This is a genomic window from Erythrobacter sp. SN021 (assembly GCF_021864455.1).
Map to the genome: position 1 here is coordinate 15,878 of NZ_JAKKUW010000001.1, position 24,023 is coordinate 39,900.

Annotated in this window: 16 protein-coding genes and 1 tRNA gene; 11 read left to right on the forward strand and 6 right to left on the reverse strand. The window is 63.5% G+C overall.

Annotation, left to right across the window (positions count from 1 at the left end):
* Positions 1-70: 70 nt before the first annotated feature.
* The 7 genes from L5849_RS00070 to trxA are packed head-to-tail and all read left to right on the forward strand — an operon-like array spanning position 71 to position 11,408.
* Positions 71-2,416 carry a PAS domain-containing sensor histidine kinase gene (locus L5849_RS00070; RefSeq protein WP_115416581.1) on the forward strand — a complete coding sequence of 782 codons (2,346 nt, stop codon included), beginning with the start codon at positions 71-73 and terminating at the stop codon, positions 2,414-2,416.
* A complete protein-coding gene (tsaE, locus tag L5849_RS00075) occupies positions 2,413-2,850 on the forward strand; it encodes a tRNA (adenosine(37)-N6)-threonylcarbamoyltransferase complex ATPase subunit type 1 TsaE (protein WP_115416582.1) in 438 nt (145 codons plus the stop codon). The genes L5849_RS00070 and tsaE overlap by 4 nt, the downstream gene beginning before the upstream one ends.
* A complete protein-coding gene (locus tag L5849_RS00080; RefSeq protein WP_236923776.1) occupies positions 2,847-3,836 on the forward strand; it encodes an aminoglycoside phosphotransferase family protein in 990 nt (329 codons plus the stop codon). The genes tsaE and L5849_RS00080 overlap by 4 nt, the downstream gene beginning before the upstream one ends.
* The gene (locus tag L5849_RS00085) at positions 3,833-4,555 is read left to right on the forward strand and encodes a nucleotidyltransferase family protein (protein ID WP_236923777.1); all 723 of its coding nucleotides are present in this window, start codon (positions 3,833-3,835) and stop codon (positions 4,553-4,555) included. The genes L5849_RS00080 and L5849_RS00085 overlap by 4 nt, the downstream gene beginning before the upstream one ends.
* Positions 4,548-7,559: a double-strand break repair protein AddB gene (gene addB, locus L5849_RS00090; protein ID WP_236923778.1), complete on the forward strand. Its 3,012-nt coding sequence runs from the start codon at positions 4,548-4,550 to the stop codon at positions 7,557-7,559. Before L5849_RS00085 ends, addB begins: the two co-directional genes overlap by 8 nt.
* Positions 7,556-11,035: a double-strand break repair helicase AddA gene (gene addA, locus L5849_RS00095; RefSeq protein ID WP_236923779.1), complete on the forward strand. Its 3,480-nt coding sequence runs from the start codon at positions 7,556-7,558 to the stop codon at positions 11,033-11,035. Before addB ends, addA begins: the two co-directional genes overlap by 4 nt.
* 52 nt (positions 11,036-11,087) lie before the next feature.
* Positions 11,088-11,408 carry a thioredoxin gene (trxA, locus tag L5849_RS00100; RefSeq protein WP_115416585.1) on the forward strand — a complete coding sequence of 107 codons (321 nt, stop codon included), beginning with the start codon at positions 11,088-11,090 and terminating at the stop codon, positions 11,406-11,408.
* Here trxA and L5849_RS00105 read toward each other — a convergent pair.
* Together L5849_RS00105 and argJ are read right to left on the reverse strand one after the other, a co-directional pair.
* On the reverse strand, positions 11,405-12,172 hold the full coding sequence (locus L5849_RS00105) for an inositol monophosphatase family protein (RefSeq protein WP_236924591.1): 768 nt from the start codon (positions 12,170-12,172) through the stop codon (positions 11,405-11,407). The genes trxA and L5849_RS00105 overlap by 4 nt on opposite strands.
* Before the next feature lie 44 nt (positions 12,173-12,216).
* Positions 12,217-13,443, reverse strand: coding sequence for a bifunctional glutamate N-acetyltransferase/amino-acid acetyltransferase ArgJ (gene argJ, locus L5849_RS00110; protein WP_236923780.1), 1,227 nt, complete (start codon positions 13,441-13,443; stop codon positions 12,217-12,219).
* A gap of 50 nt (positions 13,444-13,493) precedes the next feature.
* Between argJ and L5849_RS00115 the strand changes: the two genes are divergently transcribed.
* Both L5849_RS00115 and secA read left to right on the forward strand, forming a co-directional pair.
* Positions 13,494-13,802, forward strand: coding sequence for a hypothetical protein (locus tag L5849_RS00115; RefSeq protein ID WP_115416587.1), 309 nt, complete (start codon positions 13,494-13,496; stop codon positions 13,800-13,802).
* Positions 13,803-13,899: 97 nt separating this feature from the next.
* The gene (gene secA, locus L5849_RS00120) at positions 13,900-16,659 is read left to right on the forward strand and encodes a preprotein translocase subunit SecA (RefSeq protein WP_236923781.1); all 2,760 of its coding nucleotides are present in this window, start codon (positions 13,900-13,902) and stop codon (positions 16,657-16,659) included.
* Positions 16,660-16,680: 21 nt separating this feature from the next.
* On the opposite strand, the gene L5849_RS00125 is transcribed toward secA, so the two are convergent.
* Positions 16,681-17,298, reverse strand: a complete 618-nt coding sequence (locus L5849_RS00125) for an N-acetyltransferase (protein ID WP_236923782.1) — start codon at positions 17,296-17,298, stop codon at positions 16,681-16,683.
* Positions 17,299-17,361: 63 nt separating this feature from the next.
* Here L5849_RS00125 and L5849_RS00130 point away from each other — a divergent pair, with 63 nt between their 5' ends.
* Positions 17,362-18,102 (forward strand): sulfite exporter TauE/SafE family protein, encoded by a 741-nt coding sequence (locus L5849_RS00130; RefSeq protein ID WP_236923784.1) that lies wholly within the window; start codon positions 17,362-17,364, stop codon positions 18,100-18,102.
* Positions 18,103-18,108: 6 nt separating this feature from the next.
* On the opposite strand, the gene L5849_RS00135 is transcribed toward L5849_RS00130, so the two are convergent.
* Together L5849_RS00135 and L5849_RS00140 are read right to left on the reverse strand one after the other, a co-directional pair.
* Positions 18,109-18,183: transfer RNA gene (locus tag L5849_RS00135), tRNA-Asn, on the reverse strand.
* Positions 18,184-18,279: 96 nt separating this feature from the next.
* A complete protein-coding gene (locus L5849_RS00140; RefSeq protein ID WP_115416591.1) occupies positions 18,280-19,062 on the reverse strand; it encodes an NAD kinase in 783 nt (260 codons plus the stop codon).
* Positions 19,063-19,193: 131 nt separating this feature from the next.
* On the opposite strand from L5849_RS00140, the gene L5849_RS00145 reads away from it, so the two are divergent.
* The gene (locus tag L5849_RS00145) at positions 19,194-20,516 is read left to right on the forward strand and encodes a bifunctional diguanylate cyclase/phosphodiesterase (protein WP_115417871.1); all 1,323 of its coding nucleotides are present in this window, start codon (positions 19,194-19,196) and stop codon (positions 20,514-20,516) included.
* Here L5849_RS00145 and mfd read toward each other — a convergent pair.
* The gene (gene mfd, locus L5849_RS00150; RefSeq protein ID WP_236923786.1) at positions 20,513-24,004 is read right to left on the reverse strand and encodes a transcription-repair coupling factor; all 3,492 of its coding nucleotides are present in this window, start codon (positions 24,002-24,004) and stop codon (positions 20,513-20,515) included. The genes L5849_RS00145 and mfd overlap by 4 nt on opposite strands.
* Positions 24,005-24,023: the final 19 nt, after the last annotated feature.

Sequence of the window (24,023 nt, forward strand, 5' to 3'; positions counted from 1 at the left end):
CGGAAATTGCATCGCATGAACTCGCGCGGGGGCATTGCACTCCCGCGCGGGTCGGCATAGCTGGCGGGTAATGGAAAGTTCTCCCGCATTGTCGGCCTTGCTTGGCCTTTTGCTTGCGCTGTGGACCGCCGGTGCGGTGTGGGTGATGTTGCGTGCCAGCGGTCGCGAGCAGAAATCGCTCGCCAGCCGCAAGCTTGCCCTTCGGCTTTCGCGCCTGATCGAGGAGGGGCCGGCCATACCACTGCTGGTCCGGGCGGATGGCCGTATCGAGGCTCCGGATCGCCTCGCGCGGTGGATCGGGCTTGACAAGGTCCCGGATTATCTCAGCGAATTGTCCGGTCCCGACGGGCGCGGGCTGACCGAGCAGCAGATCGACGATCTCACACGCAATGTCCGCCGTACCCAGAGGACGGCACGCCCGTTTCGCATGGAGGTTGCCGTCGTGCCGGGATCTGGCAAGTCGCTGGCTATGCATGGATCGCTGGCGGATCCCGCAGTTTCGCCCGGTGGAGCGGCGCTGGTCTGGGTCTTCGATTTCAGCGACAGCGAGGCGGAGCTTGCGCAATTGCGGGAAGAGGCAGCGCGCGCCCGCGAAGATTTCGGTGCCCTGGTCGGTCTGATCGAAGCCGCCCCCATGCCGATGTGGTTCCGCGGTGCGGACATGCTCTTGCGGCTGGTCAACAAGGCTTATGTTTCCGCAGTCGGCGCCGAAAGCGCCGATCAGGTCGTTGCCGACCAGATCGAACTCGTCGAAACCGTCAATGGCAGAACCGCAGCTCAGGTCGCGCAGCAGGCTGCCGATCGCCGCCAACCGATCGAGCGTATCCTGAGCGCCACGATCGACAATGCGCGTCGCACCATTCGCGTTACCGACCTGCCTTTGATGGGCGAGGGGATTGCCGGATACGCGGTCGATATCGAGGAGATGGAGGAGCAGGCGCGCGAGTTCCGGGCCTTCCGCGAAGCGCAGCGTTCGATGCTGGATCAGTTGTCGATCGGGGTTGCTCAGTTCGATGCCGCGCACCGCATGACATTTGCAAACCAGCCGTTCCACCGCGTGTTCGCCCTGCCTCCCGGTGTGGTGAACGAGCGGACGACGTTCCAGCAGATGCTGCTGATCGCCCGCGAAAACGGTCGCATTCCCGAAGTGCGCGATTTCCCCGCCTGGCGCAACGAGCTCGCCGAATGGTTCCTGCGCGACGAACCGCATGAGGAAGCGTGGCCGCTGCCCGATAGCACCCATTTGCGGATTATCGCGCAGCCGCTGCCCGATGGTGGCCTGGTAATGATCGCGGAAGACCGCACCGAACAACTCGCGCTGTCCGCCACGCGCGACACTTTGCTCCGCACTCGCACGGCGACGTTCGACAATCTGTTCGAGGCGCTCGCGGTCTTTGCGCCCGATGGACATCTCGAGCTGTGGAATCGCGGCTTTCCGGGCGCTTGGGGGATCGATCCCGAGGTTCTGGACGGGCATCCGCAGGCTGAGGACTTACTCGAAGCGATCGCCAAGAACCTTGCCGATCCGGCGGCCGTGTCGCGCATCAACCAGGTCATCCGCGCGGCGACGCTGGACCGCAAGAAAAGTGATGACCGCATCGAACTGTCCGATGGCCGCACGCTCGATTTCGCAGGCGTGCCGCTGCCCGATGGCAATGGCCTATTGACTGTGCTCGACGTCACGGCCTCGCGCCAGGCGGAAGAGGCGCTTCGCGAACGCAACCGCGCTTTGGAAGAAGCCGATGCGGTGATGACACGCTTTCTCGCCAATATGAGCTACGAATTCCGGACGCCATTGACTTCGATCGGAGGATTCGCCGAGCTGCTTACGAGTGGAATTGCCGGCGAGCTGACCCCGCAGGCGAAGGAATATGCCCAGGCAATCTCGCTGTCGGTCGGCAAACTTACCGAGCAGGTCGAGAACGTGCTCGACCTGTCGCAGTCCGAAGCGGGCCTTATGCCGCTGCGCAAGACCGAGCTCGAGCTGCTACCCTTCATCACCCAGATCGTTCGCAAGCAGGAAGGCCGCATTCTTGATGGCGAACTGACGCTGGATTTGAAAGGCAACCCCGACAAGTCGGTGACGGCCGATCCGCAACAACTGCGCCGCGCGATTTCCCAATTGCTGGACAATGCCATCAAAGGAACTCCGCGGGGGGGCCGGATCGTTGTCGATATCGGGCGCAAGCGCGGCGAAACGAAAATCATTATATCCGACAATGGGCGTGGGATGAGCCAGCATGAACTGGCGCGCGCACTCGAAGGGATTCGGATGGCGCCGGGCGGCAAGGGTATCGAACGTCGGCAAGGCCTGGGCATCCCGCTCGCACGGCAGCTGATCGAGGCACACGATGGGACGCTCGACATTCAAAGCCGCAAGAATGGCGGAACCACCGCCACCATCACCCTGCCATGAGGATCGCACTTCCCGACCTTGTAGCCATGGACGCTTTCGGCCGCCGGATCGCCGGAAAACTGGCTCCAGGAGACGTGGTAGCGCTGACGGGGACCTTGGGCACCGGCAAGACGACCTTGGCGCGAGCGATCGTGGCGGCGCTCGGCCATGTCGGCGAAGTGCCGTCGCCCACCTATACGATTATCGAGACCTATGACGATACGCGGCTGCCGCTCGTTCACGCCGATTTCTACCGGCTGGAAGATCCGTCCGAAGTCGAGGAACTCGGCCTCGACGACTATCGCGAAGGGGCCGTGCTGCTTGCCGAATGGCCCGATCACGCAGGTGGTTTCGCACACGAGGCGGGTTGCCTTTCGATAGCGCTCGAAAAAGTGGGAGACGGGCGCGAAGCCGTTGTAACGCCCGGTACATCTTGGCAAAGCCGTTGGCCATGAGTGACGCGCTGCCCGACGGCCTACATAGCTTTCTTGGCGATACCGAATGGGAAGGGGCGGAAATCGCCCCGCTTGTCGGCGATGCCAGTTTTCGTCGCTATTTCCGCCTGCGTATGGCCGGACGGAGCGCAATGCTGATGCATGCGCCGCCACCGCACGAGGATCCGAAGCCCTTCCTCCAAGTCGCGCACTGGCTCGAGAACAACGGGATGCGCGCTCCGCATATCTTCGCCGAAGACGCAGGGGAAGGCTGGGTTCTGATCGAGGATTTCGGCGATCAGCGTATGCGCGAGCGGGTCGACGACCACTCCGACGAAGAACGCGGTGTCTACGCCAGGGCTATCGATGCGCTGGTGCGGTTGCACGAACTGCCGCCCGGGCCGTTCGAGCCGTACGACATGGCTGTTTACCAGCGCGAGGTGGACCTATTCGTCGAGTGGTATTGCCCGGCGATGGGCCTTGCCGTGGATGGCCAGGGTTGGGTCGAGGCGTGGCAACGGGCGCTCGCTCCGCTGCTTGATCGGCAGAATCCCGGCGTTACCGTACTGCGCGATTACCACGCCGAGAACATCATGCTGCTGGAACCCGGCAAACCTGGTGGAGATCAGGGGCTGATCGATTTCCAGGACGCTCTCGTCGGCCATCCCGCCTACGATCTCGTCAGCCTGTTGCAGGATGCACGCCGCGACGTGTCGCAGGAGCTCGAAGCCGCAATGCTCGAGCATTACCGCGTGGCGGCGCAGCCGGGCGAAAATTTCGAGGCGGATTATGCGCGACTGGGCGCGCAGCGCAATGCCAAGATCGTCGGTATTTTCACCCGCCTGTGGAAGCGCGATGGCAAGGCTCGCTATCTCGCGATGATCCCGCGTGTCTGGAAAGCGATGGAGCGCGATCTTGCACATGAGGGCATGGCACCCGTGGCCGAGTGGTTCGCGGCCAATATCCCGCAGGAAATTCGCGATACTTTCGGAGGGGAAATCCAGTGACGAAGCTCGCTTCCGATACTGCCATGCTGATGGCCGCCGGACTGGGCAAGCGTATGCGCCCGCTGACTGCCGCCACGCCCAAGCCACTGGTGCGCGTAGCGGGAAAGGCCCTGATCGACCGCGCGCTGGACCGGCTGGAGGAAGCGGGCGTGGCCCGGGCGGTTGTCAACGTCCACTACCTTGCCGATGCGATCGAGGCACATGTCGGGCAGCGCAAGGCTCCCGCGATTACCTTCTCCGACGAGCGCGATCTTCTGCTCGAAACCGGCGGCGGCATGGTTAAAGCCCGGGCGGACGATCTGCTTCCCGACCCGTTCTTCGCCTGCAATGCCGACAGCATCTGGCTCGATGGCCCGCGCAATGCCTTTGCCGACCTGTCGGCGCGCTGGAATCCGCAGAAGATGGATGCGTTGCTGCTGGTCGTTACCCATTCGCGCGCCTTCAATTTCGATGGCACGGGCGACTTCTACATGGATGGTTCGGGGCAGTTGAAGCGCAAGCTGCCGGGCCGGATCGCGCCGTTCATTTATACCGGCATTCAGATCGTCTCGCACCGCCTGTTGCGCGATGCGCCGGACGGCAAGTTCTCCACCAATCTGTTGTGGGACCGGGCCATCGCCGAGGGACGTCTGTTCGGTGTGGCTTTTACCGGCCAGTGGTACGAAGTCGGCACGCCCGCCCATATCCGCCCGACCGAGGAGGCGCTCACGGGTGGCTGAGCGCGCACAGCCGAAGGTCTATTCGATCGCCGCGCATCGCGGGTTCGCCGATGCGCTGGTTGCGGGCCTCGTCCCGCGTTATGCCGATGCCGAATTCGGGCTGGCGGGGCTGACGCTGCTGGTGCCTAGCAGCCGTGCGCGCCGGACGATTTCCGAAGCCTTCATCCGTCACGCAGGCAAAATGGGTCGACCGGGGCTGCTGATGCCGCGCATGGCGGTGGTCGGCGATCTCGACCTCGATGAAACGCTCGGCCCGTTGCTCGATCCATTGGGGGCGGCGGACATACCGCCGGCCATCGATCCTCAGCGGCGCCTGTTCGAACTGGCGAAGCTCTTGACCGGCGTGATGGGCGAGCGCGCACCCAAGGGGGCGACCTTGCTGCGCCTCGCGCGGGAGGCGGGGGCGACGATGGATCGGCTCCTGGTGGAAGATATCGATCCCGCGGACCTGCTGGATGATGCGGTGACGGGCATTTATCCCGATCTGTCCGCCCATTGGCAGAACAGCCTGCGGGATTTCTCGGCAGTCCAGATCCTGTGGAAGCAGGAGCTTGCGCGGGAGGGGCTGCTTGATGCCGCCGCGCGGCGCAATCGCCTGTTCGAATGGGCCGGACGGCGGTGGAAAGACAATCCGCCGGAAACACCCATCGTCGCTGTCGGCGTGACCAGCGCGGCGCCCTCGCTGGCGAAACTGCTGCGGGTCATCGCCGATCTGGAAAACGGCGCTGTCGTCCTGCCCGATTTCGATCTCACACTATCCCAGCCGGTGTGGGACGAACTGGGTCGGGCGGGTGCAGCACCGGAGCCTGGCGATACGCCTTTCGCACGCGACGATGCGGTGACGCACCCGCAATACCATCTCAAGCTGCTGCTCAATCGGATGGGCGTCGGGCGCGCAGAAGTGCAGCCTTGGCATCGCAAGGGTCTTGCCGCCGCGCCGCCGAAGCGCAGCCATGCGATCGGGTCGCTCTTCCTCCCGCCGGAAGCGAGCAAGGGCTGGGTCGATCTGCCAGCCGAAAAACGCCGCCTCTCGGGCGTCAGGATCCTGACATGCGCCAATCCGGAAGAGGAGGCGCAGGCTATTGCCTTGCTGGTGCGCGAGGCGCTGGAGGAACCGGAAAAGCGCGTTGCCGTGGTCACGCCCGACCGCGCTCTGGCGCGGCGCGTGGTCCATCACCTCGACCGCTGGAATATTGCAGCCGATGATTCTGCGGGGCGGCCCCTGTCGCAAACACCCGCCGGTCGCCTGTTGCTGCTGCTCGCCGAGATAATGGCCGACAAGGCTCCTCCCGTGCCCCTGATGGCACTTCTGGCTCACCCGCTGGTCGATGGCGGGATGGAACGCGGTGTGTGGCTGCGCCAGTTGCGCCGCGTCGAACGCGAACTGCGCGGACCGCGCAGGGCGGGTGGCCTCAAACCGATCGGTGAGATTGCCGCCAGACTGGCCGAACGGCATGCGCGGGTCGGGGAGTGGTTTGTCGTCGTCGAAGAGGCACTCGATCCGCTGCTTTCGCTGAGCGATCGGCCGCACGTTTCCCTCGCCGAACTGCTCGATATGCTGGCGGCGACCGGTGAGGCGTTATGCGGTGAGAAGCTGTGGGCCAAGGAAGACGGCCGCGCGCTCGCCGCTTTCGTCGAGGATTTTCGCCTTCATGCGCGCGAGGCGGGTTTTGCCCTCGCACCCGAAGATGCCGCGATTGCCTTGCGCGATGCGATGGAACAGGTCGCGGTGCGGCCACCCTATGGCGGCCATGCGCGTGTGCAGATCCTCGGCCTTCTCGAAAGCCGGATGAACCGGGCGGAGCTGGTGATCTGCGCCGGCCTGAACGAGGGCGTCTGGCCGACGCGGGGCGGGGTCGATGCGCTGCTCGCACCGCCGGTCTTGCGCGCGCTGGGCGTTCCCGGTTCCGATTTCCGCATCGGCCTGTCCGCGCACGATCTCGCTGGGGCCATGGGGGCGCCCGAGGTCGTGCTTTCCCGTTCCGAGCGCGACGAGGCCGGACCTGCCATCCCCTCGCGTTTCCTCCTGCGGGTACAGGCGTTGCTCGGAGAAATGCTGGACCGATATGAGGAAAAGGAGGCGGTCGATCTCGCGCGCGCCATGACCCGTGCCGCCATGGCCGGACGCTATCCGCGTCCTGCGACCAACCCCACGCCCGAACAGCGCGACGTCGACATTTCCGCCACCGCGCTCGACCGGCTGCTGGGCGATCCGTACCAGTTCTACGCGGGCAAGATCATGGGCCTGTCCGATCTCGACGTCCTCGATGCCGAGCCGTCGGCGCTGTGGCAGGGCAATGTCGCGCATACCATCCTCCAGCGCTGGCACGAGGCGAGCGAGAAGGATAATAGCGCGTCGCTTGGGCCGATCACGGAGGCCGTGCTCGAGGAGGAGAATGCCGACCCGCTGATGCGCGGGCTGTGGCAACCGCGGCTCGAATCCGCGCTTCAGTGGGTCGAGCACGAGGTCGAGAGCTACGAGGGTCGCCGCGTGCTTGCAGTCGAAAAGGAAGGCCGGATGAGTTTCGAAGGCGTGCCGGTTCACGGGCGTGCCGACCGTATCGACCGGCTGGAGAACGGCAGCCTCGCAATCATCGATTACAAGACCGGAAAACCGCCCAGCGCGGCGATGGTCGAACAGGGCTTTGCACTGCAACTCGGTATTCTCGGCCTCATCGCCGAACGCGGCGGGTTCGAAGGGCTGTCTGGCGATCCGGAGGGCTATGAATACTGGTCGCTGGGCAAGGCGAATGACGACAATCCCTTCGGTTTCGGCTATGTCGATGTTCCGCTGAAGGTTGGGCGCAAGACCTCGGGCGTGCTGCCGGAGGATTTCCTGCCACTCGCCGCCGACAAGCTCGCGCTCGCGATCAACCGCTTCATCAAGGGGCGTGATCCCTTCACGGCGCGCGAGAACCCCGACTACCCGGCCTACGACACTTACGACCAGCTCATGCGCCTCGATGAATGGATTGCCCATCAGGACGGTGGGGACGAGGCATGAGCGGGACCGTCTACGAACTGCAAGACAAGCAACGCCTCGCGGTCGATCCGCTGGGCAGCGTGTGGCTTTCTGCGAGCGCGGGAACGGGCAAGACGCAGGTGCTGTCCGCGCGCGTGCTGCGGCTGCTGCTCGAGCCGGGGGCCGATCCCGCGCAGGTGCTGTGCCTGACCTTCACTAAAGCAGGTGCTGCGGAAATGGCAGTGCGCGTCAACGCCGTGCTTGCGCGCTGGGTGCGGTTGAAGAGCACCGATCTTGCGCGAGAGCTTGGCTATCTCGGTGCGCCTATCGATCCCGAAACGCAGGCTCGCGCGCGTTCGCTGTTCGCCCGCGTGCTCGATTGCCCGGGTGGGGGGCTGCGCATCGATACGATCCATGCCTTTGCGCAATATCTCCTCGCAGCCTTTCCAGGCGAGGCGGGCATTCTGCCGGGATCACGCCCGATGGAGGACCGCGAGCGCGACCTGCTGAGCCGCGAGGTTCTGTCCGACCTGCTGGCCGAAGGCGATCCCCGCATCACCGCAGCAATCGCCGAAATGAGCAAGCGCAAGGGTCCCGATGCGGTGCGCGGCTGGCTGATGCGTTGCGCACGGCATATGGATTTGTGGGAAGGGCCGGGAAGCTGGCAACCACCGATGGGGCCGCGCGTACACCGGCTGCTCGGAATTCCCGCCGATGCGGACGAGGCTTGGGTGGCAGAGGCGTGCTCGGACGGAGATTTTCCCGTTTCCACTTTGCGGGCATGCCAAGCAAAAACACGTGCATGGTCGGCCAAGACCGGACAGGCGGCAGCGGATTTCATCGACGGCTGGCTGCAAGGCGATGCAGAAGCGCGCCTAGCAAGGCTCGACGGTTTCCTCGACACGCTGCTCAAGAAGGACGGAAGCCCTCGCAAGATGGGCGGGGCGGAGAAGGCCGATCCCTCCTTTCCCGACAACCAGCAAACGATTGCCGAGGCGGTGGCGAAGGTCGGCGAGAGGCGGGCGCTGCTCGGTCTCGCCGGTTTCCTCGCGCCGCAGCTCGAGGCCGGACGCGCTTTCGCCCTTGCCTGGCACAAGGCCAAGGAGCGCGAGGGGCTGGTCGATTTCGACGACCTGATCGCGCGGGCGGCCACTCTGCTGTCCGACAGCGCCATGGCCGACTGGATCCGTTACAAGCTCGACCGCAGCTTCGACCACATCCTCGTCGACGAAGCGCAGGACACCAATGCCGCGCAATGGGCCATCGTGAAAGCGCTGACCGGTGATTATTTCGATGGCGAGGGCGCGCAGGGCGGGGCGGTGCGGACGATCTTCGCGGTTGGCGATTACAAACAAGCGATCTTCGGTTTCCAGGGCACGAGTCCGGAAAATTTCCGCGAGGCGCGGGACTATTTCGACGCAAGGATCAGCGGTGCAACCGAGGCGGCGGGTTCGATACGTGGCGGCCCCCGCTTACGCCCGCTCGAGAAATACGGCCTCGGCCGCAGCTATCGCACCAACCAGCAAGTGCTCGGCTTTGTGGACCGCGCGATCGATGCGATCGGATACGATGCTTTTGGTCTCGATACGCCTTCCGACCCGCATAGTGGCAGCCGCGAACCGGGGTTGGTCAGCCTGTGGCAGGTGGTGCGTGTCGCCGAGGAAGAGGACGAGGACGGCGAGCGGGAAGGGTGGCTCGCCCGACACGACCGGAAGCTAGCGGACAATATCGCGAAACAGGTGGCCGCATGGCTAGACCCGGAAGGCGAGGGCTTCACGCTATCGAAGGGCAAGAAGCGTCGCGCCACGGCGGGCGATGTCATGATCCTCGTCCAGAAGCGGCGCGAACTGGCCGCGCTGATCGTGGCGCGGCTGTACCGTCACGGCGTACCGGTGGCAGGGGTCGACCGGCTGCGCCTGGGTAATCCGCTGGCGGTGAAGGACCTGATGGCGGCGCTGCGTTTCGCCGCGCAGCCGCTCGACGATCTCACGCTTGCGAGCCTGCTGGTCTCACCACTCCTGGGCTGGAGCCAGGAAGACTTGCTTGCCCATGGTCATCGGCCAAGGGGTAAGCGCCTGTGGGAGCATTTGCGCGAAAGCGATACGCCGTTTGTTGCCGAAACGGTCGCGGCCCTGCGCGAAATCCTGCGCCGCGCCGATTACGACAGCCCGCAGCAATTGCTCCACTGGATGCTGATTGGGCCGATGGACGGCAGGCGCGCGCTGGTCGCGCGGCTCGGTCGCGAGGCGAACGATCCGATCGACGAGCTGCTCAACGCCGCAAACGCCTATGCCAGTGCGCATACGGCGAGCCTGCAGGGCTTCATCCGCTGGTTCGACGCGGGCGACGGCGAGCTGAAGCGGGAAGCGGGCGAAGGCGGCGACCAGGTCCGCGTGATGACCGTCCACGGCTCGAAGGGGCTTGAGGCGCCCATCGTTATCCTGGCCGATGCGGCGATCCGGCCCGATGGGGCGGGCGATCTGGTGCTGCGCGAGGATTTGCCGGGAGGCGGCGAGCTGCGCGAAATTCCGCTTCCCGCGCTGGGCAAGGACGAGAAGGTCGGTCCGGTCGCGCTAGCGGATGAGGCCGAGGCGGCCAAAGCGATGCAGGAACACTGGCGGCTGCTCTATGTCGCGCTGACCCGCGCGGAGGAGGCGCTGTTCATTACCGGCTCGCTCGGCCCGCGTGATGCGAAGAATGGCCCGCATGAGGACAGTTGGTATGCGCGCCTTAAACCGCTGTTCGGCCAGGATGAAGGCCTTGCCGACGACATCTGGGGTGCCCGCTGGGAGATCGGCGAGAGGGCACCGAGCGTGGAAGTCGCCTCGGAGCCTTCGATGTCCAATGCCGAGCCGGCGCTCCCCGCTTGGGCGCTTGCTCCTATCGGCCCCGAACCACGCCCTCCGCGTCCGCTGGCCCCATCTGGGCTGGGCGAGGTGGAGGGCAGCGACCCGCCGCTTCCGCCGGGCCAGGCGACCGAAGCTGCGCGGCGCGGCACGCTGATCCATGCCCTGCTCGAGCGGATGCCGCAAATCGCACCCGATGCGCGTGCGGAAAAAGCCCGCGAGTGGCTTGCCCGGCAGGCTGCCGATCTGGGGGAGGTCGAGCGCGAGGAAATGCTAAGCAGTGCGCTGGCCGTGCTCGACGATCCGCAATTTGCCGAGGTCTTCGGGCCGCAGGCACTGGCCGAGGTCCCGCTTGCCGCGACGGTCGAGGGGCAGGTGGTCATGGGCACCGCCGACCGCCTTCTGGTCACTTCCGAGAAAGTCACCGTGGTCGACTTCAAAACCGCTCGCAGGCCCCCCCAATCGCTCGACGCGATACCCGAGAGCACGATGAAGCAGATGGCCGCCTATGTCGCCGCGCTCGAAATCATCTATCCGGGACGCGCCATCGAGGCGGCCGTGCTCTATACCCAGACGCCGCAGCTCTTCGCCTTGCCGGTCGCCCGCCTTGCCGCCTACAAGGACGCGTTTGCGGAGACGCAGGAAAGTTTTGCCCTGCCACCCATTGAGTAATCCAGACTGCCGCCCACATCGGGCGCTATACGATGTTTCCAGGAGATACCCCATGGCAACCACCGCCGTTACCGATGCCAGCTTCAAGTCCGACGTGCTCGAAAGCGACAAGCCGGTGCTGGTCGATTTCTGGGCTGACTGGTGCGGTCCCTGCAAGATGATCGCACCCGCGCTCGAGGAACTGAGCGAGGAACTGGGCGACAAGGTCACCATTGCCAAGATGGATATCATGGAGAACCCCGGCATTCCCGGCGAAATGGGTGTCCAGTCGATTCCCTATCTGGTGCTGTTCAAGAATGGCGAACCGGCGGCGCAGATGCGCGGCGCGGCGCCCAAAGGCCAGCTCAAGCAGTGGCTTGAAAGCGAACTTTAATTCATTTTCGCATATAGTTCGGCAAGTTCGTCCCACAGGGCCGGGCTTGCCGCACCCAACAGGCCCGGCCGATCCCACTGGTCGACACGATAAGCGGATCCGTCGGGCCTTGCTGCCTTGCCGCCCGCTTCGTTGAGCCACAAAACGCCCGCCGCGTGATCCCAGGCGAGCGTGCGCTCGAAGATCGAGACGTCATTTACACCCAGCGCCAGCCGAGGGTATTGCTCAGCCGCGCAAAACGGAATGTCGACCAGTTCGTAATTGGGCGAGATATGGCGGCGCGTGGCCTCGCGGCGTTCCTCTTCCATGAAGATCAGCGAGATCGCGCCGATTGGCGGCGCCTTTCCGGTCGGTCGCGCAACGATCCGCTCGCCGTCGATGGTGGCGCCTTTTCCCTTATGCGCGGCGCAGAAGCGGCCCGATAGGCAATCGTAAATCCATCCGGACTGCGCTTCGCTGTCCATTGCCTGCGCAATGATGATCCCGAAAGGCGGCTTGCCAGTGGCGAAATTGCGCGTTCCGTCGACCGGATCGACGATCCAGCAGGGCCGGTCGAGCCGGTCGAGCACCGCGGGATCGGCATGAGCCACTTCCTCGCCGACGAAGGCCGACGTACTGTCGATTTGCAGCAGACCTTCGCGCAGCAGCGCTTCGCTTTCCTTGTCGGCGATGGTTACGGGATCGTTGCCGCCCTTGTCCTCGACTTCGCCCGCGGCAAGATTGCGGTAGCGCGGCATGATCGCCCGTTCGGTCACGCGCCGCATCAATGCGAGGATCTCGCGGTCGAGGGTCTCGGTACTCCTCGGGGTCACGAGCGATAATCCGCGTTGATCGATATGTATCCGTGGGTCAGATCGCAGGTCCACACCGTGGCGCGGCCATCGCCGATGCCCAGATCGACATCGATCCGGATGTCCTGGCCTTCCAGATGTTTCGCGACCGGCGCTTCGTCGTAATCGGCGAGCGGCTGTCCGTCCCTTGCAGCCCAGGTCCCGCCGAACCCGATAGAGAGCCTGTCTCGGTCCGCCGGTTCGCCTGCCTTGCCGACGGCCATGACCACGCGCCCCCAATTGGCATCGCCGCCCGCGATCGCGGTCTTCACCAGCGGGGAATTGGCGATGGAAAGGCCGATGCGGCGCGCGCTGGCGTCGTCCGCCGCTCCGGCCACCGCGATTTCGATTAACTTCTGCGCGCCTTCGCCGTCGCGAACAACAAGCTGCGCCAGTTCGCGGCACAGCTGGAGCAGGGCTGCGTAGAATGCGTCCGCCCCGGCATCCTCCCAGGCGGCAAGCGGAGCATTGCCGGCCTTGCCGGTCGCGAACAGCAGCACCGTGTCGCTGGTCGAGGTATCGCCATCGACCGTTATGCAGGAAAGGCTCGCCTGATTCGCCTTCGACAGCATTTCCTGCAGGAAAGCGGGATGCACGGCTGCGTCGGTGAAGATATAGCCCAGCATCGTCGCCATGTCGGGCGCGATCATCCCGCTGCCCTTGATGAAACCCGCCAGTTCGACCCGCGTCTCTCCGAGCATTGCGGAGGTATGCGCGCCCTTGGTGAAGGTGTCGGTCGTGCCGATGGCGGTAGCTGCCGCTTCCCATCCGCAGGGTTCGGCGGCGAGGACGGCTTCGACCCCGCTGCGTGCCTTGTCCTTGGGCAGCGGCACGCCGATCACACCCGTCGAGGAGACGAAGACCTGCTCGCTCTCGCAACCCAGCGCACCGGCAACCTGCTCGACGATCTGCTCGACCGCTTCGCGTCCGCGATAGCCGGTGAAGGCATTCGAGTTGCCCGCATTGACGATCAGCGCGCGGGCACGACCTTGCCCGATCTGCTCGCGCCCCATCTCGACCTCGCTCGAGGCGCAGGCGCTTTTGGTAAAGACGCCCGCCACCGCTGTGCCTTCAGCCAGTTCGGCAAAGGTCAGATCGGCACGTTCCCACGCTTTGTAACCCGCGCGCGCCACGCGCAGCGTCACGCCGTCGATATGCGGCAATTCGGGGAAAGGGCGGGCGAGGGGAGAGCGATCGAGTTCCATTGCGCATGCCGAATAGGGGCAGACTGGCCCGGGGTAAACGGTCAAGCGGGGTGGACGCGCTCGGTGACACGCCCTATCTGAGCGATGCAATGCTTCGTCGCCTGATTACCCTGCTTGCGCTTTTAACCGGCCTTGCTGCCGCTGGTGCGCCTGCGCATGCGGTTGTCTATAGCGCCGCGTCGGGTGTCGAAGTTGCTGCCGGGGCCGAAAAGCCCTGCAAGGGCGAGGCTTGCGAACGCCGTGCCGCGGCTCGCCGGTCGCTGGACGGCCCGCGCACCGCGAAGCCTTGTAAGCCTGAACCCTTTGTTACGGTTTTCATTCCGACCGTACAATTGGGCATTGACCGCGCCTACGAATAGCGCGCGCTCTCCCAAGACATCCGATTTCCTCCCGCCACCATGATTGTGCGCGGGTGTTCCCGCCATAGTTCATCAGGAAGGCTCGAAGGCCCCTCACATGCTCAATTCCATAATGAAGGCCGTATTCGGCTCATCCAATGACCGCTACGTCAAATCTCTCGGCAAGATCGTCAACCAGATCAACGCGCTCGAACCGCAGCTTCAGGCTCTGAGCGATGACGAACTCGCCGCGCAAACCGACAAGTTCCGCACGCAACTGGCCGATGGCAAAGCGCTCGACGATATTCTTCCTGAAGCTTTTGCCACGGTGCGCGAAGCGTCGGTCCGTGTGCTCGGCATGCGGCATTTCGATGTGCAGATGGTCGGCGGTATCGTTCTCCATCGCGGCGAGATTGCCGAGATGCGCACCGGCGAGGGCAAGACGCTGGTCGCGACGCTGGCGACCTATCTGAACGCGATTGAAGGCAAGGGCGTACACGTCGTTACCGTCAACGACTATCTCGCCGCGCGCGATGCGGAATGGATGGGCCGCTTGCACAAGTTCCTCGGCCTGACTGTGGGTGTGATTGTCCCCAACCTGAGCGAACACCAGCGCCGCGAAGCCTATAATTCGGACATAACCTATTCGACCAACAACGAACTCGGCTTTGATTATCTGCGCGATAATATGAAGCACGAGCGGGGCCAGATGGTCCAGCGTCCCTTCAATTTCGCCATCGTCGATGAAGTCGATTCGATCCTGATTGACGAAGCGCGCACACCGCTGATCATTTCCGGCCCGACCGAGGACAAGTCCGACCTCTACATGTCCATTGACGAGGTGGTGAAGCAGTTCCCCGAGGACTGGTATGAGAAGGACGAAAAGCAGCGCAGCATCCAGCTCACCGAAGACGGTACCGAGGAGGTCGAGAAACTGCTGATCGAGCGTGGCCTGCTCGAGACCGAAAACCTCTACGATGTCGAAAACACCCAGGTCGTCCATCACCTCGACCAGGCCCTGCGCGCGGTGCATATGTTCAAACGCGACACGGATTATATCGTGAAGGACGACAAGGTCGTCATCATCGATGAATTCACGGGCCGCATGATGGACGGGCGCCGCTGGTCGAACGGCCTGCACCAGGCGGTAGAGGCCAAGGAAGGTGTAAAGATCGAGCCCGAGAACCAGACGCTCGCTTCGATCACCTTCCAGAACTATTTCCGCATGTATCCCAAGCTGTCGGGTATGACCGGCACCGCGGCGACCGAAGCAGCGGAGTTCTGGGACATCTACAAGATGAACGTGGTCGAAATCCCGACCAATGTTCCCGTCGCGCGCATCGACGAGGACGACGAATTCTACAAGAACACGCAAGACAAGTTCAAAGCCATCGCCAAGGCGATCGCCGAGAAGAACGCCATAGGGCAGCCGGTGCTGGTTGGCACCGTCTCGATCGAGAAATCCGAACTGCTCAGTGAGTTCCTCAGGCAGGAAGGTGTCGAACATGAAGTCCTCAACGCACGCCAGCATGAGCGGGAGGCCCATATCGTGGCCCAGGCCGGCCGTATCGGGGCCGTGACCATCGCCACCAACATGGCCGGTCGCGGGACGGACATTCAACTGGGCGGCAATGTGGATTTCCGTATCGACGATGAACTCCGCGACATGGAAGAAGGCGCCAAGAAGGATCTCGAGATCGAGCGTATCAAGGCCGAAGTCGCTGCGGAGCGTCAGAAGGTGCTCGATGCGGGGGGGCTTTTTGTGCTCGGCACCGAGCGGCATGAAAGCCGCCGTATCGACAATCAGCTTCGTGGCCGTTCGGGCCGTCAGGGCGATCCGGGTCTTTCACGCTTCTATCTGTGCCTCGAAGACGATCTGCTGCGCATCTTCGGCCCCGATACGCTGTTTGCGAAGATGATGAATTCCAACCTCGAGGATGGCGAGGCGATCGGCTCGAAATGGCTGTCCAAGGCCATCGAGACTGCGCAGAAGAAGGTCGAGGCGCGCAACTACGAAATCCGCAAACAGGTCGTGCAGTACGACGACGTGATGAACGACCAGCGCAAGGTCATCTACGAGCAGCGCGCGGAAATCATGGACAGCGAAGCAGTGGAAGATGTCGTTGTCGACATGCGCCACGATGCGATCAATTCGATCGTGTCCCAAGCCTGCCCGCCGGGCTCCTATCCCGAACAGTGGGATATCGATGGCCTCAAGACACGCGTGCACGAAGTGTTGAATTTCGATGCGCCAGTGGAACAATGGGTCGAGGAGGATCAGGTCGAACCCGAGATCATCGAGGAACGCCTGGCTGCCGAAGCTGATCGCATCATGGAAAACAAGATCGCGGCGGCGGACCCTTCACTCTGGCGCCGGATCGAGAAAAGCGTCCTGTTGCAAGAGCTTGACGGGCAGTGGAAGGACCATCTCGCCACGCTCGACGCGCTGCGCCAGGTCGTGGGCCTGCGCGCCCATGCTCAGAAGCAGCCGCTCAACGAATACAAGCAGGAAGCGTTCAGTCTTTTCGAATCCATGCTCGACAAGTTGCGCGAAACCGTGACGAACAAACTGATCCGCCTCGAGCTGGTCGAGCCGGCCCCGCTGCCGGATGTGGACCTGCCCGAGCTTCCCGATTTCCTGACCGGCCACATCGATCCGCTTACCGGCATCGACAATTCGGATGATGACGATGGTTCGCGGGGGCGCGAAGCCCTGTTCGGTGCGCTGGCCGGCAGCGCCCGCGCGGCCGTCGGTCCCGGCGGTTCGGCGAAAGAGAATCCCTATGCCGAAATGGACATCAGCCGCAATGCGCCATGTCCCTGCGGTTCGGGCAACAAATACAAGCACTGCCACGGCGCGATCAGCGCAAGGGCGTGAGCGGGCATGGCAGCCCCGATGCTAGATGCGCCGGGGCTGCCTCACCATGGGCATGAGCGGTGGGCAGCCCGGTTCGGGATGGATTGGCTGGCCGAGCGGTTCGAAACCGCATGAGCTATAGAATCCGGTATTCGCCGGGTTCGAATTTTCGAGATAGGCGGGAAGTCCCTGGCGGTCGCAAGCATCCAGCACGGGCTGGATGAGCTTACGGCCAAGCCCCTTGCCGCGTGCCGCTGGGCGAACACCGATACTGAAAAGATAGGCGTGTTCGAAGGTTGGGTGCCGGTCTTCCATGGCCTTGCCCGTTTGAACGGCGCGGCTCACGGCACCCAGACCGCAGTGCAGCAGGGTTGGCATAACGAAAGCCGCATAGTCCCGTAGCCCGAAGTTCCCGTCTCCGCCCGGCAGCATCCACATGCAGGCGCCCTCATCCCCCCGAGCATAGCAGAAGCCGCGCGGGACATAGATGCGGCGCGCCTGCAAACGGAAGAGGTGTTCGATCCCCGCAAATTTGCGGAAAACCCACAGGTTGAACGGATCGTGGCGAAAAGCGTCGGCGGTGATATCGCCGATCATGTCGGCATCGCCGGGGCCAGCACGCGCAAGCGTCCCGTCCAGATCGATATCGCTTGTCAGCAATTCAGCCTCCCTCCTAACTTGCAGATGCTAGCCCGCCCCGCAATGTCGGTCTAGACGGCTTGCATGCCCGCCCTCGCAATCGCATTTTTCGTTACAGCCCTGCTGTATGCCAGTGTGGGTTTCGGCGGAGGATCGACCTATACGGCTCTGCTGGCGCTTGCGCAGGTGGACTACAGAATTCTCCCCCTGCTCGCCCTGACCTGCAATATCGTGGTCGTTGCGGGTAGCTCGCTGCGCTTCGCCCGCGCAGGGATAACGCCCTGGCGTGGAGCGCTGGTCCTCACCGGGATCGCAGCGCCGGCGGCGTTTCTCGGCGGGCTTACTCCGATTTCGGAAAAAGTCTTTCTGGGAATACTCGGCGTCAGCCTGGTTCTCACGGCACTGACGCTGCTCGTGCCTGTGCAGGAAACGCCGAAAAAACATCCGATGCGGCTTGCCGGTGTGATGCCCTTGCTCGCGGCATCGTTCGGTTATCTTGCGGGCCTGGTCGGAATAGGTGGCGGAATTTTCCTCGCGCCGTTTCTTCATCTTGCGAGATGGGACAGTGCGCGGGCGATTGCGGCCACTGCAAGCCTGTTCATCCTGGTGAATTCGCTGTTTGGTCTCGCCGGACAGCTGCTGAAAGGCGGGGCGGGGCGCCTGGGCACGGCTGTGGACCTCGGCCTCCCTCTCATCGTCGCGGTGGCCATCGGTGGTCAGATCGGCAGCCTGCTGGCACTCAAATACCTGCCGCAACGCTGGATTCGGCTCGGCACAGCCGCGCTTACCGCCTGGGTGGGCGGGCGCTTGCTGTTGAATTTGTGAGAAAAGTGGCTCCCCGAGTTGGATTCGAACCAACGACCAAGTGATTAACAGTCACCTACTCTACCGCTGAGCTATCGGGGAGCAGCCCGCTGGGCAGGGGTGCGCCTATATGGGCGCGATTCCGGTTTGGCAAGCGGGCAAATGGCAAAAATTGTGCGGCGCGGTGAGAAAGTGTTCTCAGACCACGAACTGTTCGGCCACAATGCGTTCGTCGAGTGCATGGCCGGGGTCGAACAGCAGAGTCAATTCGCTGTCGCGCGCGATCTCGAGGTCGACCCGGGCGACGTCGCGCAGTTCGCGCTGGTCGGCCACCACCGAGACCGGCCGCTTTTCCTCTTCCAGCACGCGCAGCGAGATACGGCTGCGGTCGGGCAGGATCGCCCCGTGCCAGCGGCGCGGGCGGAAGGGGCTGATCGGAGTCAGTGCCAGCAAGTTGGAATCGAGCGGCAAAATCGGCCCGTCGGCCGAGAGATTGTAGGCGGTCGATCCCGCAGGGGTTGCGAGCAGCACGCCATCGCAGACCAGTTCGGGGATCCGCACCTTGTCGTCGACCATCACTTCGAGCTTGGCGGTCTGGCGCGTTTCGCGCAGCAGGCTGACTTCGTTGATCGCGCAGAAGGTATGCTTCTTGCCGTCCTGCGTGACGGCGCACATGCGCAGGGGGGCGATATGGTGCGGCTTGGCCTTATTGATCCGTTTGACCAGGGTTTCGGGATTGCGGTTTCGGTTCATCAGGAAACCGACCGTGCCAAGGTTGAGGCCGTAAGCGGGGATGATCCGACCCGAATCGAGCATGCCATGCAATGTTTGCAGCATGAACCCGTCGCCACCGAGCACCACCACGGCCTCGGCTTCGTCCAGCGGCACCCAGTCCGTGACATTGCGAAATTCGGTTTCGGCGGCTTCGCGCGCTAACGGCGCGTCGGACACGACCAGAGCCAAACGACTGAATTCGGACATCGTCCCTCGTATCCTCCCGTCCCGGCCAAGGCTATCCGGGCACGCCGCGCTACCTATGGTTGCGCGTCCCATTTGGCAACATGCCGGAAAAACTGGCAAAGCTCGGCGAAGGCCGCGATAAGGAACGCTGCATGGCGAGCTTGTCCCAAGAAATGATCTACGAAACCCGCGATACGCTCACCGGCCTGGCGGATCAGGCGCAAGCGCGCGAAACCATCGCGCAATGGCAGCGTGACTGGCCGCACAAATCGATCGCCTGCCCGATGCAGGCGATGATGATCACGCTTGGCCGGATCGACACGGTAAACGTCGCGTTCGGCGAGACTGCCGGTGATGGCGCGCTGGTCGAGATCGCGCAGCGCATCAAGCATTTCGCGGGAGACGAGCTGGAAAGCTCGAGCGCATGGTTCGCGGCACGGCTGAGCGGCGGGAATTTCCTGCTGGTCGCGCGGCAGGAATGCAGCCGCGAACGCTGGCAGTGGCTGGCCGAAGCGCTGGCCGACGCGATCGCGATGCCGATCGCCAATCCGGAAGGCGGGGCGAGCTTGCGCCTATGGCCGCGACTGGCCTTGATGCGCGTGACCGAAAACGACGATCCCGACAGCGTGCTCGACCGCTTGTCCGAAGTGGCCGCGCGCATGCGCGTAAGCAATCGGCGACGGATCGACTGGTCGACCGGGCAAGTGGCCCGCGCCGGGCGGTCCAACCAGCAGCTCGAGGCCGACCTTCTCGAAGCGATCGACCGCAACGAGATCGAGATCCTGTTCCAGCCGCAATATGCACTCGCAGACGATCGGATGGTTGGTGCCGAAGCATTGGCCAGGTGGGATCATCCGGTCATCGGCCGGATCGGTGCCGGAACCTTGTTCCAGATCGCCGAACGCGCCGACCACGTAGCGCATCTGTCGCGGCACATCGCCAGGCGCGCGCTGGAGAAGGCTCGCGAGTGGCCGGACGGCTTGCGGCTCTCGCTCAACATCACGCCCGCAGATCTTGCAGCGGACAATTTCGCGCTCGATTTCGCCGGAATGGCAGAAGAGATCGGTTTTCCGCTCGAACGAATCACGCTGGAGATTATCGAGCAGGTTCTGCTTGCCGATCTCGACCGTGTCAGCCGCGTGCTCGACCAGCTTAAACTGTTCGGCATCCGGATCGCGCTCGACGATTTCGGCGCGGGGTTCTGCAACTTCCGCTATCTCAAGGTCCTGCCGATCGACTGCATCAAGCTGGATCGCTCGATGCTCGACGGTGTGCTCGATGACGAGCGCGACCTTGCCGTGTTTCGCGCCATACTGGCAATGGCCGTGGCGCTCGATCTGAAAGTCCTGGTCGAGGGAGTCGAGAACGAGGCGCAGCGCGATTTGGCGCGCAACGAAGGGTGTGAATCCTATCAAGGGTTTCTGCGCGCCCAGCCGATGAGCGCTGATGAATTTCTCGAAATCGTAGAGAGTTAAACTGCTTTCCTGTCGCGCTTTCTCGCTTTCCTTGCGATACCCGATAGTCCCTTGGTGAGCTGGAACAGACCATTGAGCCTGCTTTCGGGCGAATTCCACGCGCGGCTGATGACTAGCTTCATGTCGGGGCGCAGCTTGGCGGTGCCCTGAAGCCGGTCGACATAGGCGATCAAGCCCGGCCCATCGGGGAAGTCGTCATTGTGAAACGTAACCAGCGTGCCCTGCGCGCCGACATCGATTTTGGCGATATTGGCTTCGATCGCCTGGTGCTTGATTTCGATCAGCTTGACCAAATTCGCCGTCGCGGGCGGCAAGTCGCCGAACCGGTCGATCATTTCGGCGGCGAGCGCCTCGATCTCGGCCTTGTCTTCGGCATCGTTGAGGCGGCGGTACAGGGCCATGCGTACTGCCAGGTCGGGCACGTAATCCTCGGGGATCATGATCGGGGCATCGACCGTGATCTGCGGACTGATTTTCTCGGGCTTGGCTTCCAAACCCAGCTCACCGGCCTTCGCGGCAAGGATCGCATCCTCGAGCATGGACTGGTAGAGTTCAAACCCGACCTCGCGGATATGGCCCGATTGTTCGTCGCCGAGCAGATTGCCGGCCCCGCGAATGTCGAGATCGTGGCTAGCGAGCTGGAAGCCCGCGCCGAGGCTGTCGAGATCGCCCAGCACCTTCAGGCGCTTCTCCGCCACTTCGGACAACTGCGTATCGGAGGCGTAGGTCAGGTAGGCATAGGCGCGCAGTTTCGCGCGACCGACGCGCCCGCGCAATTGGTAGAGCTGGGCGAGGCCGAAAATGTCGGCGCGGTGAATGATGATCGTATTGGCGCTCGGCAGGTCGAGCCCGCTCTCGACGATGGTGGTGGCGAGGAGAACTTCGTATTTGCCCTCGTAGAAGGCGCTCATCCGCTCTTCGATCTCGCCCGCGCTCATCTGGCCGTGAGCGGAGACGAATTTTACCTCGGGCACATGTTCATGCAGCCAGTCGGCGATGGCTTCCATGTCGGAGATGCGCGGCACGACGATGAAGCTCTGTCCGCCGCGATGGTGTTCGCGCAGCAATGCCTCCCGCATCACCATGTCGTCCCACTCCATGACATAGGTACGCACCGCCAGGCGATCGACCGGCGGGGTCTGGATGGTGGACAGTTCGCGCAGACCGGTCATCGCCATTTGCAGCGTGCGCGGGATCGGTGTGGCGGTAAGCGTGAGCATGTGCACGTCCGCGCGGAGCTGTTTCAACTTTTCCTTATGTGTGACCCCGAAGCGCTGTTCCTCGTCGACTATAACTAGGCCGAGATTTTTGAACTTGGTCTGCTTCGAAAGGATAGCGTGCGTGCCGACCACGATGTCGACCTGGCCATCGGCAAGACCTTCGCGCGTTTCCTTCATTTCCTTGGCCGGGACGAGCCTAGACAACCTGCCAACTTTGAGCGGAAAGCCACGGAAACGATTCGCAAAATTCTCGTAATGCTGGCGCGCGAGAAGAGTGGTGGGGGCGACCACCGCGACCTGCTGTCCGTTCATCGCCGCGACGAAAGCAGCGCGTAGCGCGACTTCGGTCTTGCCGAAGCCAACATCGCCGCAGACGAGGCGATCCATCGGCTTGCCGCTTTCAAGGTCGCGCAGCACGTCCTCGATCGCGCGTTCCTGATCGTCGGTTTCCTCCCACGGGAAACGGTCGAGGAACTGGTTGTACGCCCCATCCTCCACTTCCAGCACCGGTGCTTTCTTGAGCGCGCGCTGGGCTGCGACCTGCATCAGCTCGCCCGCGATTTCGCGGATGCGCTCTTTCAGGCGTGCGCGGCGCTTCTGCCAGGCCTCGCCGCCCAGCCGGTCGAGCATGACTGCTTCTTCGGATGAACCATAGCGGCTGAGAACGTCGATGTTTTCGACCGGAATGAACAGCTTGTCGCCGCCCTTATATTCGAGCTGGACGCAATCGTGCTTCGACTTGCCCACCGGGATCGGTTCGAGGCCGAGATACTTGCCGATCCCGTGTTCGGTGTGGACGATGAGATCGCCGACGCTGAGGGCCTGCAATTCGGCGAGGAAGGCGTCTGCATCCTTGCGTTTCTTTTTGCGGCGGACGAGCCGGTCGCCGAGAATGTCCTGCTCTGTCAGCAGCTCCATCTCGTCGTTCGCGAAGCTGGCCTCGATCGGCAGCACCATCGCGGCCGGTTTGCCTTTGGCCGACAGGCCCAGCGCCTCCTGCCAGGTGTCGGCTAGCTGCACCGGAGTACCCGCTTCCTCGAGAATCGAGGCGATGCGCGAGCGGCTGCCCATCGAATAGGCCGCCAACAATGGCCGTTTGCCCGTTTTCGAAAGCGTCTTCAGATGCTCGGCCAGCACCGGATAGACATTGTCGCCGCGTGCGCGTTCGGGCGCGAAATCGCGACCTGACCGGAATCCGAAGGACACAACGCTATCGCTTTCGGGTTCATCGAAGGGCGTGGCGCGGTGGGCAGGCGTGCTGGCGAGAGCCTGCTTGAACTCCTCGCCCGTCAGGTAGAGCGCATCAGGTTCGAGAGGGCGGTAATTGCCCTTGGTCTGCCCGGTGATGGCCGTGCGCTGCTCGTAATAGTCGGCCACGTCTCTTACACGCTCGTCGGCGGCCGCCAACGACGCCTGGTCGATCACGACGAGGTCGTCCTTGCCCAAGTGATCGAAAAGCGTCGTCAACTTCTCCTCGAACAGGGGCAGCCAGTGCTCCATCCCGGCAAGGCGGCGACCTTCGCTGACCGCTTCGTAAAGCGGGTCCTGCGTTGCATGCGCCCCGAACATCTCACGATAGCGGCCACGGAAGCGCTTGATGCTGTCCTCGTCGAGCAGCGCTTCGCTCGCCGGGAGCAGCAGGTGCGAGTCGAGCCGCCCTGTGCTTATCTGCGTATTGGGATCGAAGGTGCGCAGGCTCTCCAGCTCGTCGCCGAAGAAATCGAGCCGCAGCGCCTCGTCCATGCCGCTCGGAAAAATGTCGACGATCGAACCGCGTACGGCATATTCGCCCTTGTCGATCACCGTGTCGCTCCGGCTGTAGCCCTGTTTCTGCAGCAGCAGCGATAGGCTTTCGCGCCCGATCTCGATGCCCGGCTTGAACTCGCGCACGCTCTCGCGAATGCGAAACGGAGTGAGCGCGCGCTGGAGTACGGCGTTGGCCGTAGTGACAACGAGCTGTGCCTTGGCCTTGCCAGCCTGAAGCCGGAATAGCGCAGCCAGCCGTCGCGCGCTGATGGCGAGGGCAGGGCTGGCGCGGTCATAGGGTAGCGAATCCCATGCGGGGAATTCGATCACTTCCAGTTCGGGAGCGAAAAAGGCCGCTGCATCGACGATCCCGCGCATCGCCGCATCGTCGGGCGCGATGAACACCGCGCGACCTGAACTGGCTCGGGCAAGGTCGGCCATCACGAGCGGCTGTGCGCCGCGCGCGACCTGCGCCAGAGTGAGGGGCGTATCGGCTTTCAGGATACGGGAAAGGTCGGGCATCGGTGTCCTGGCGTTCGGG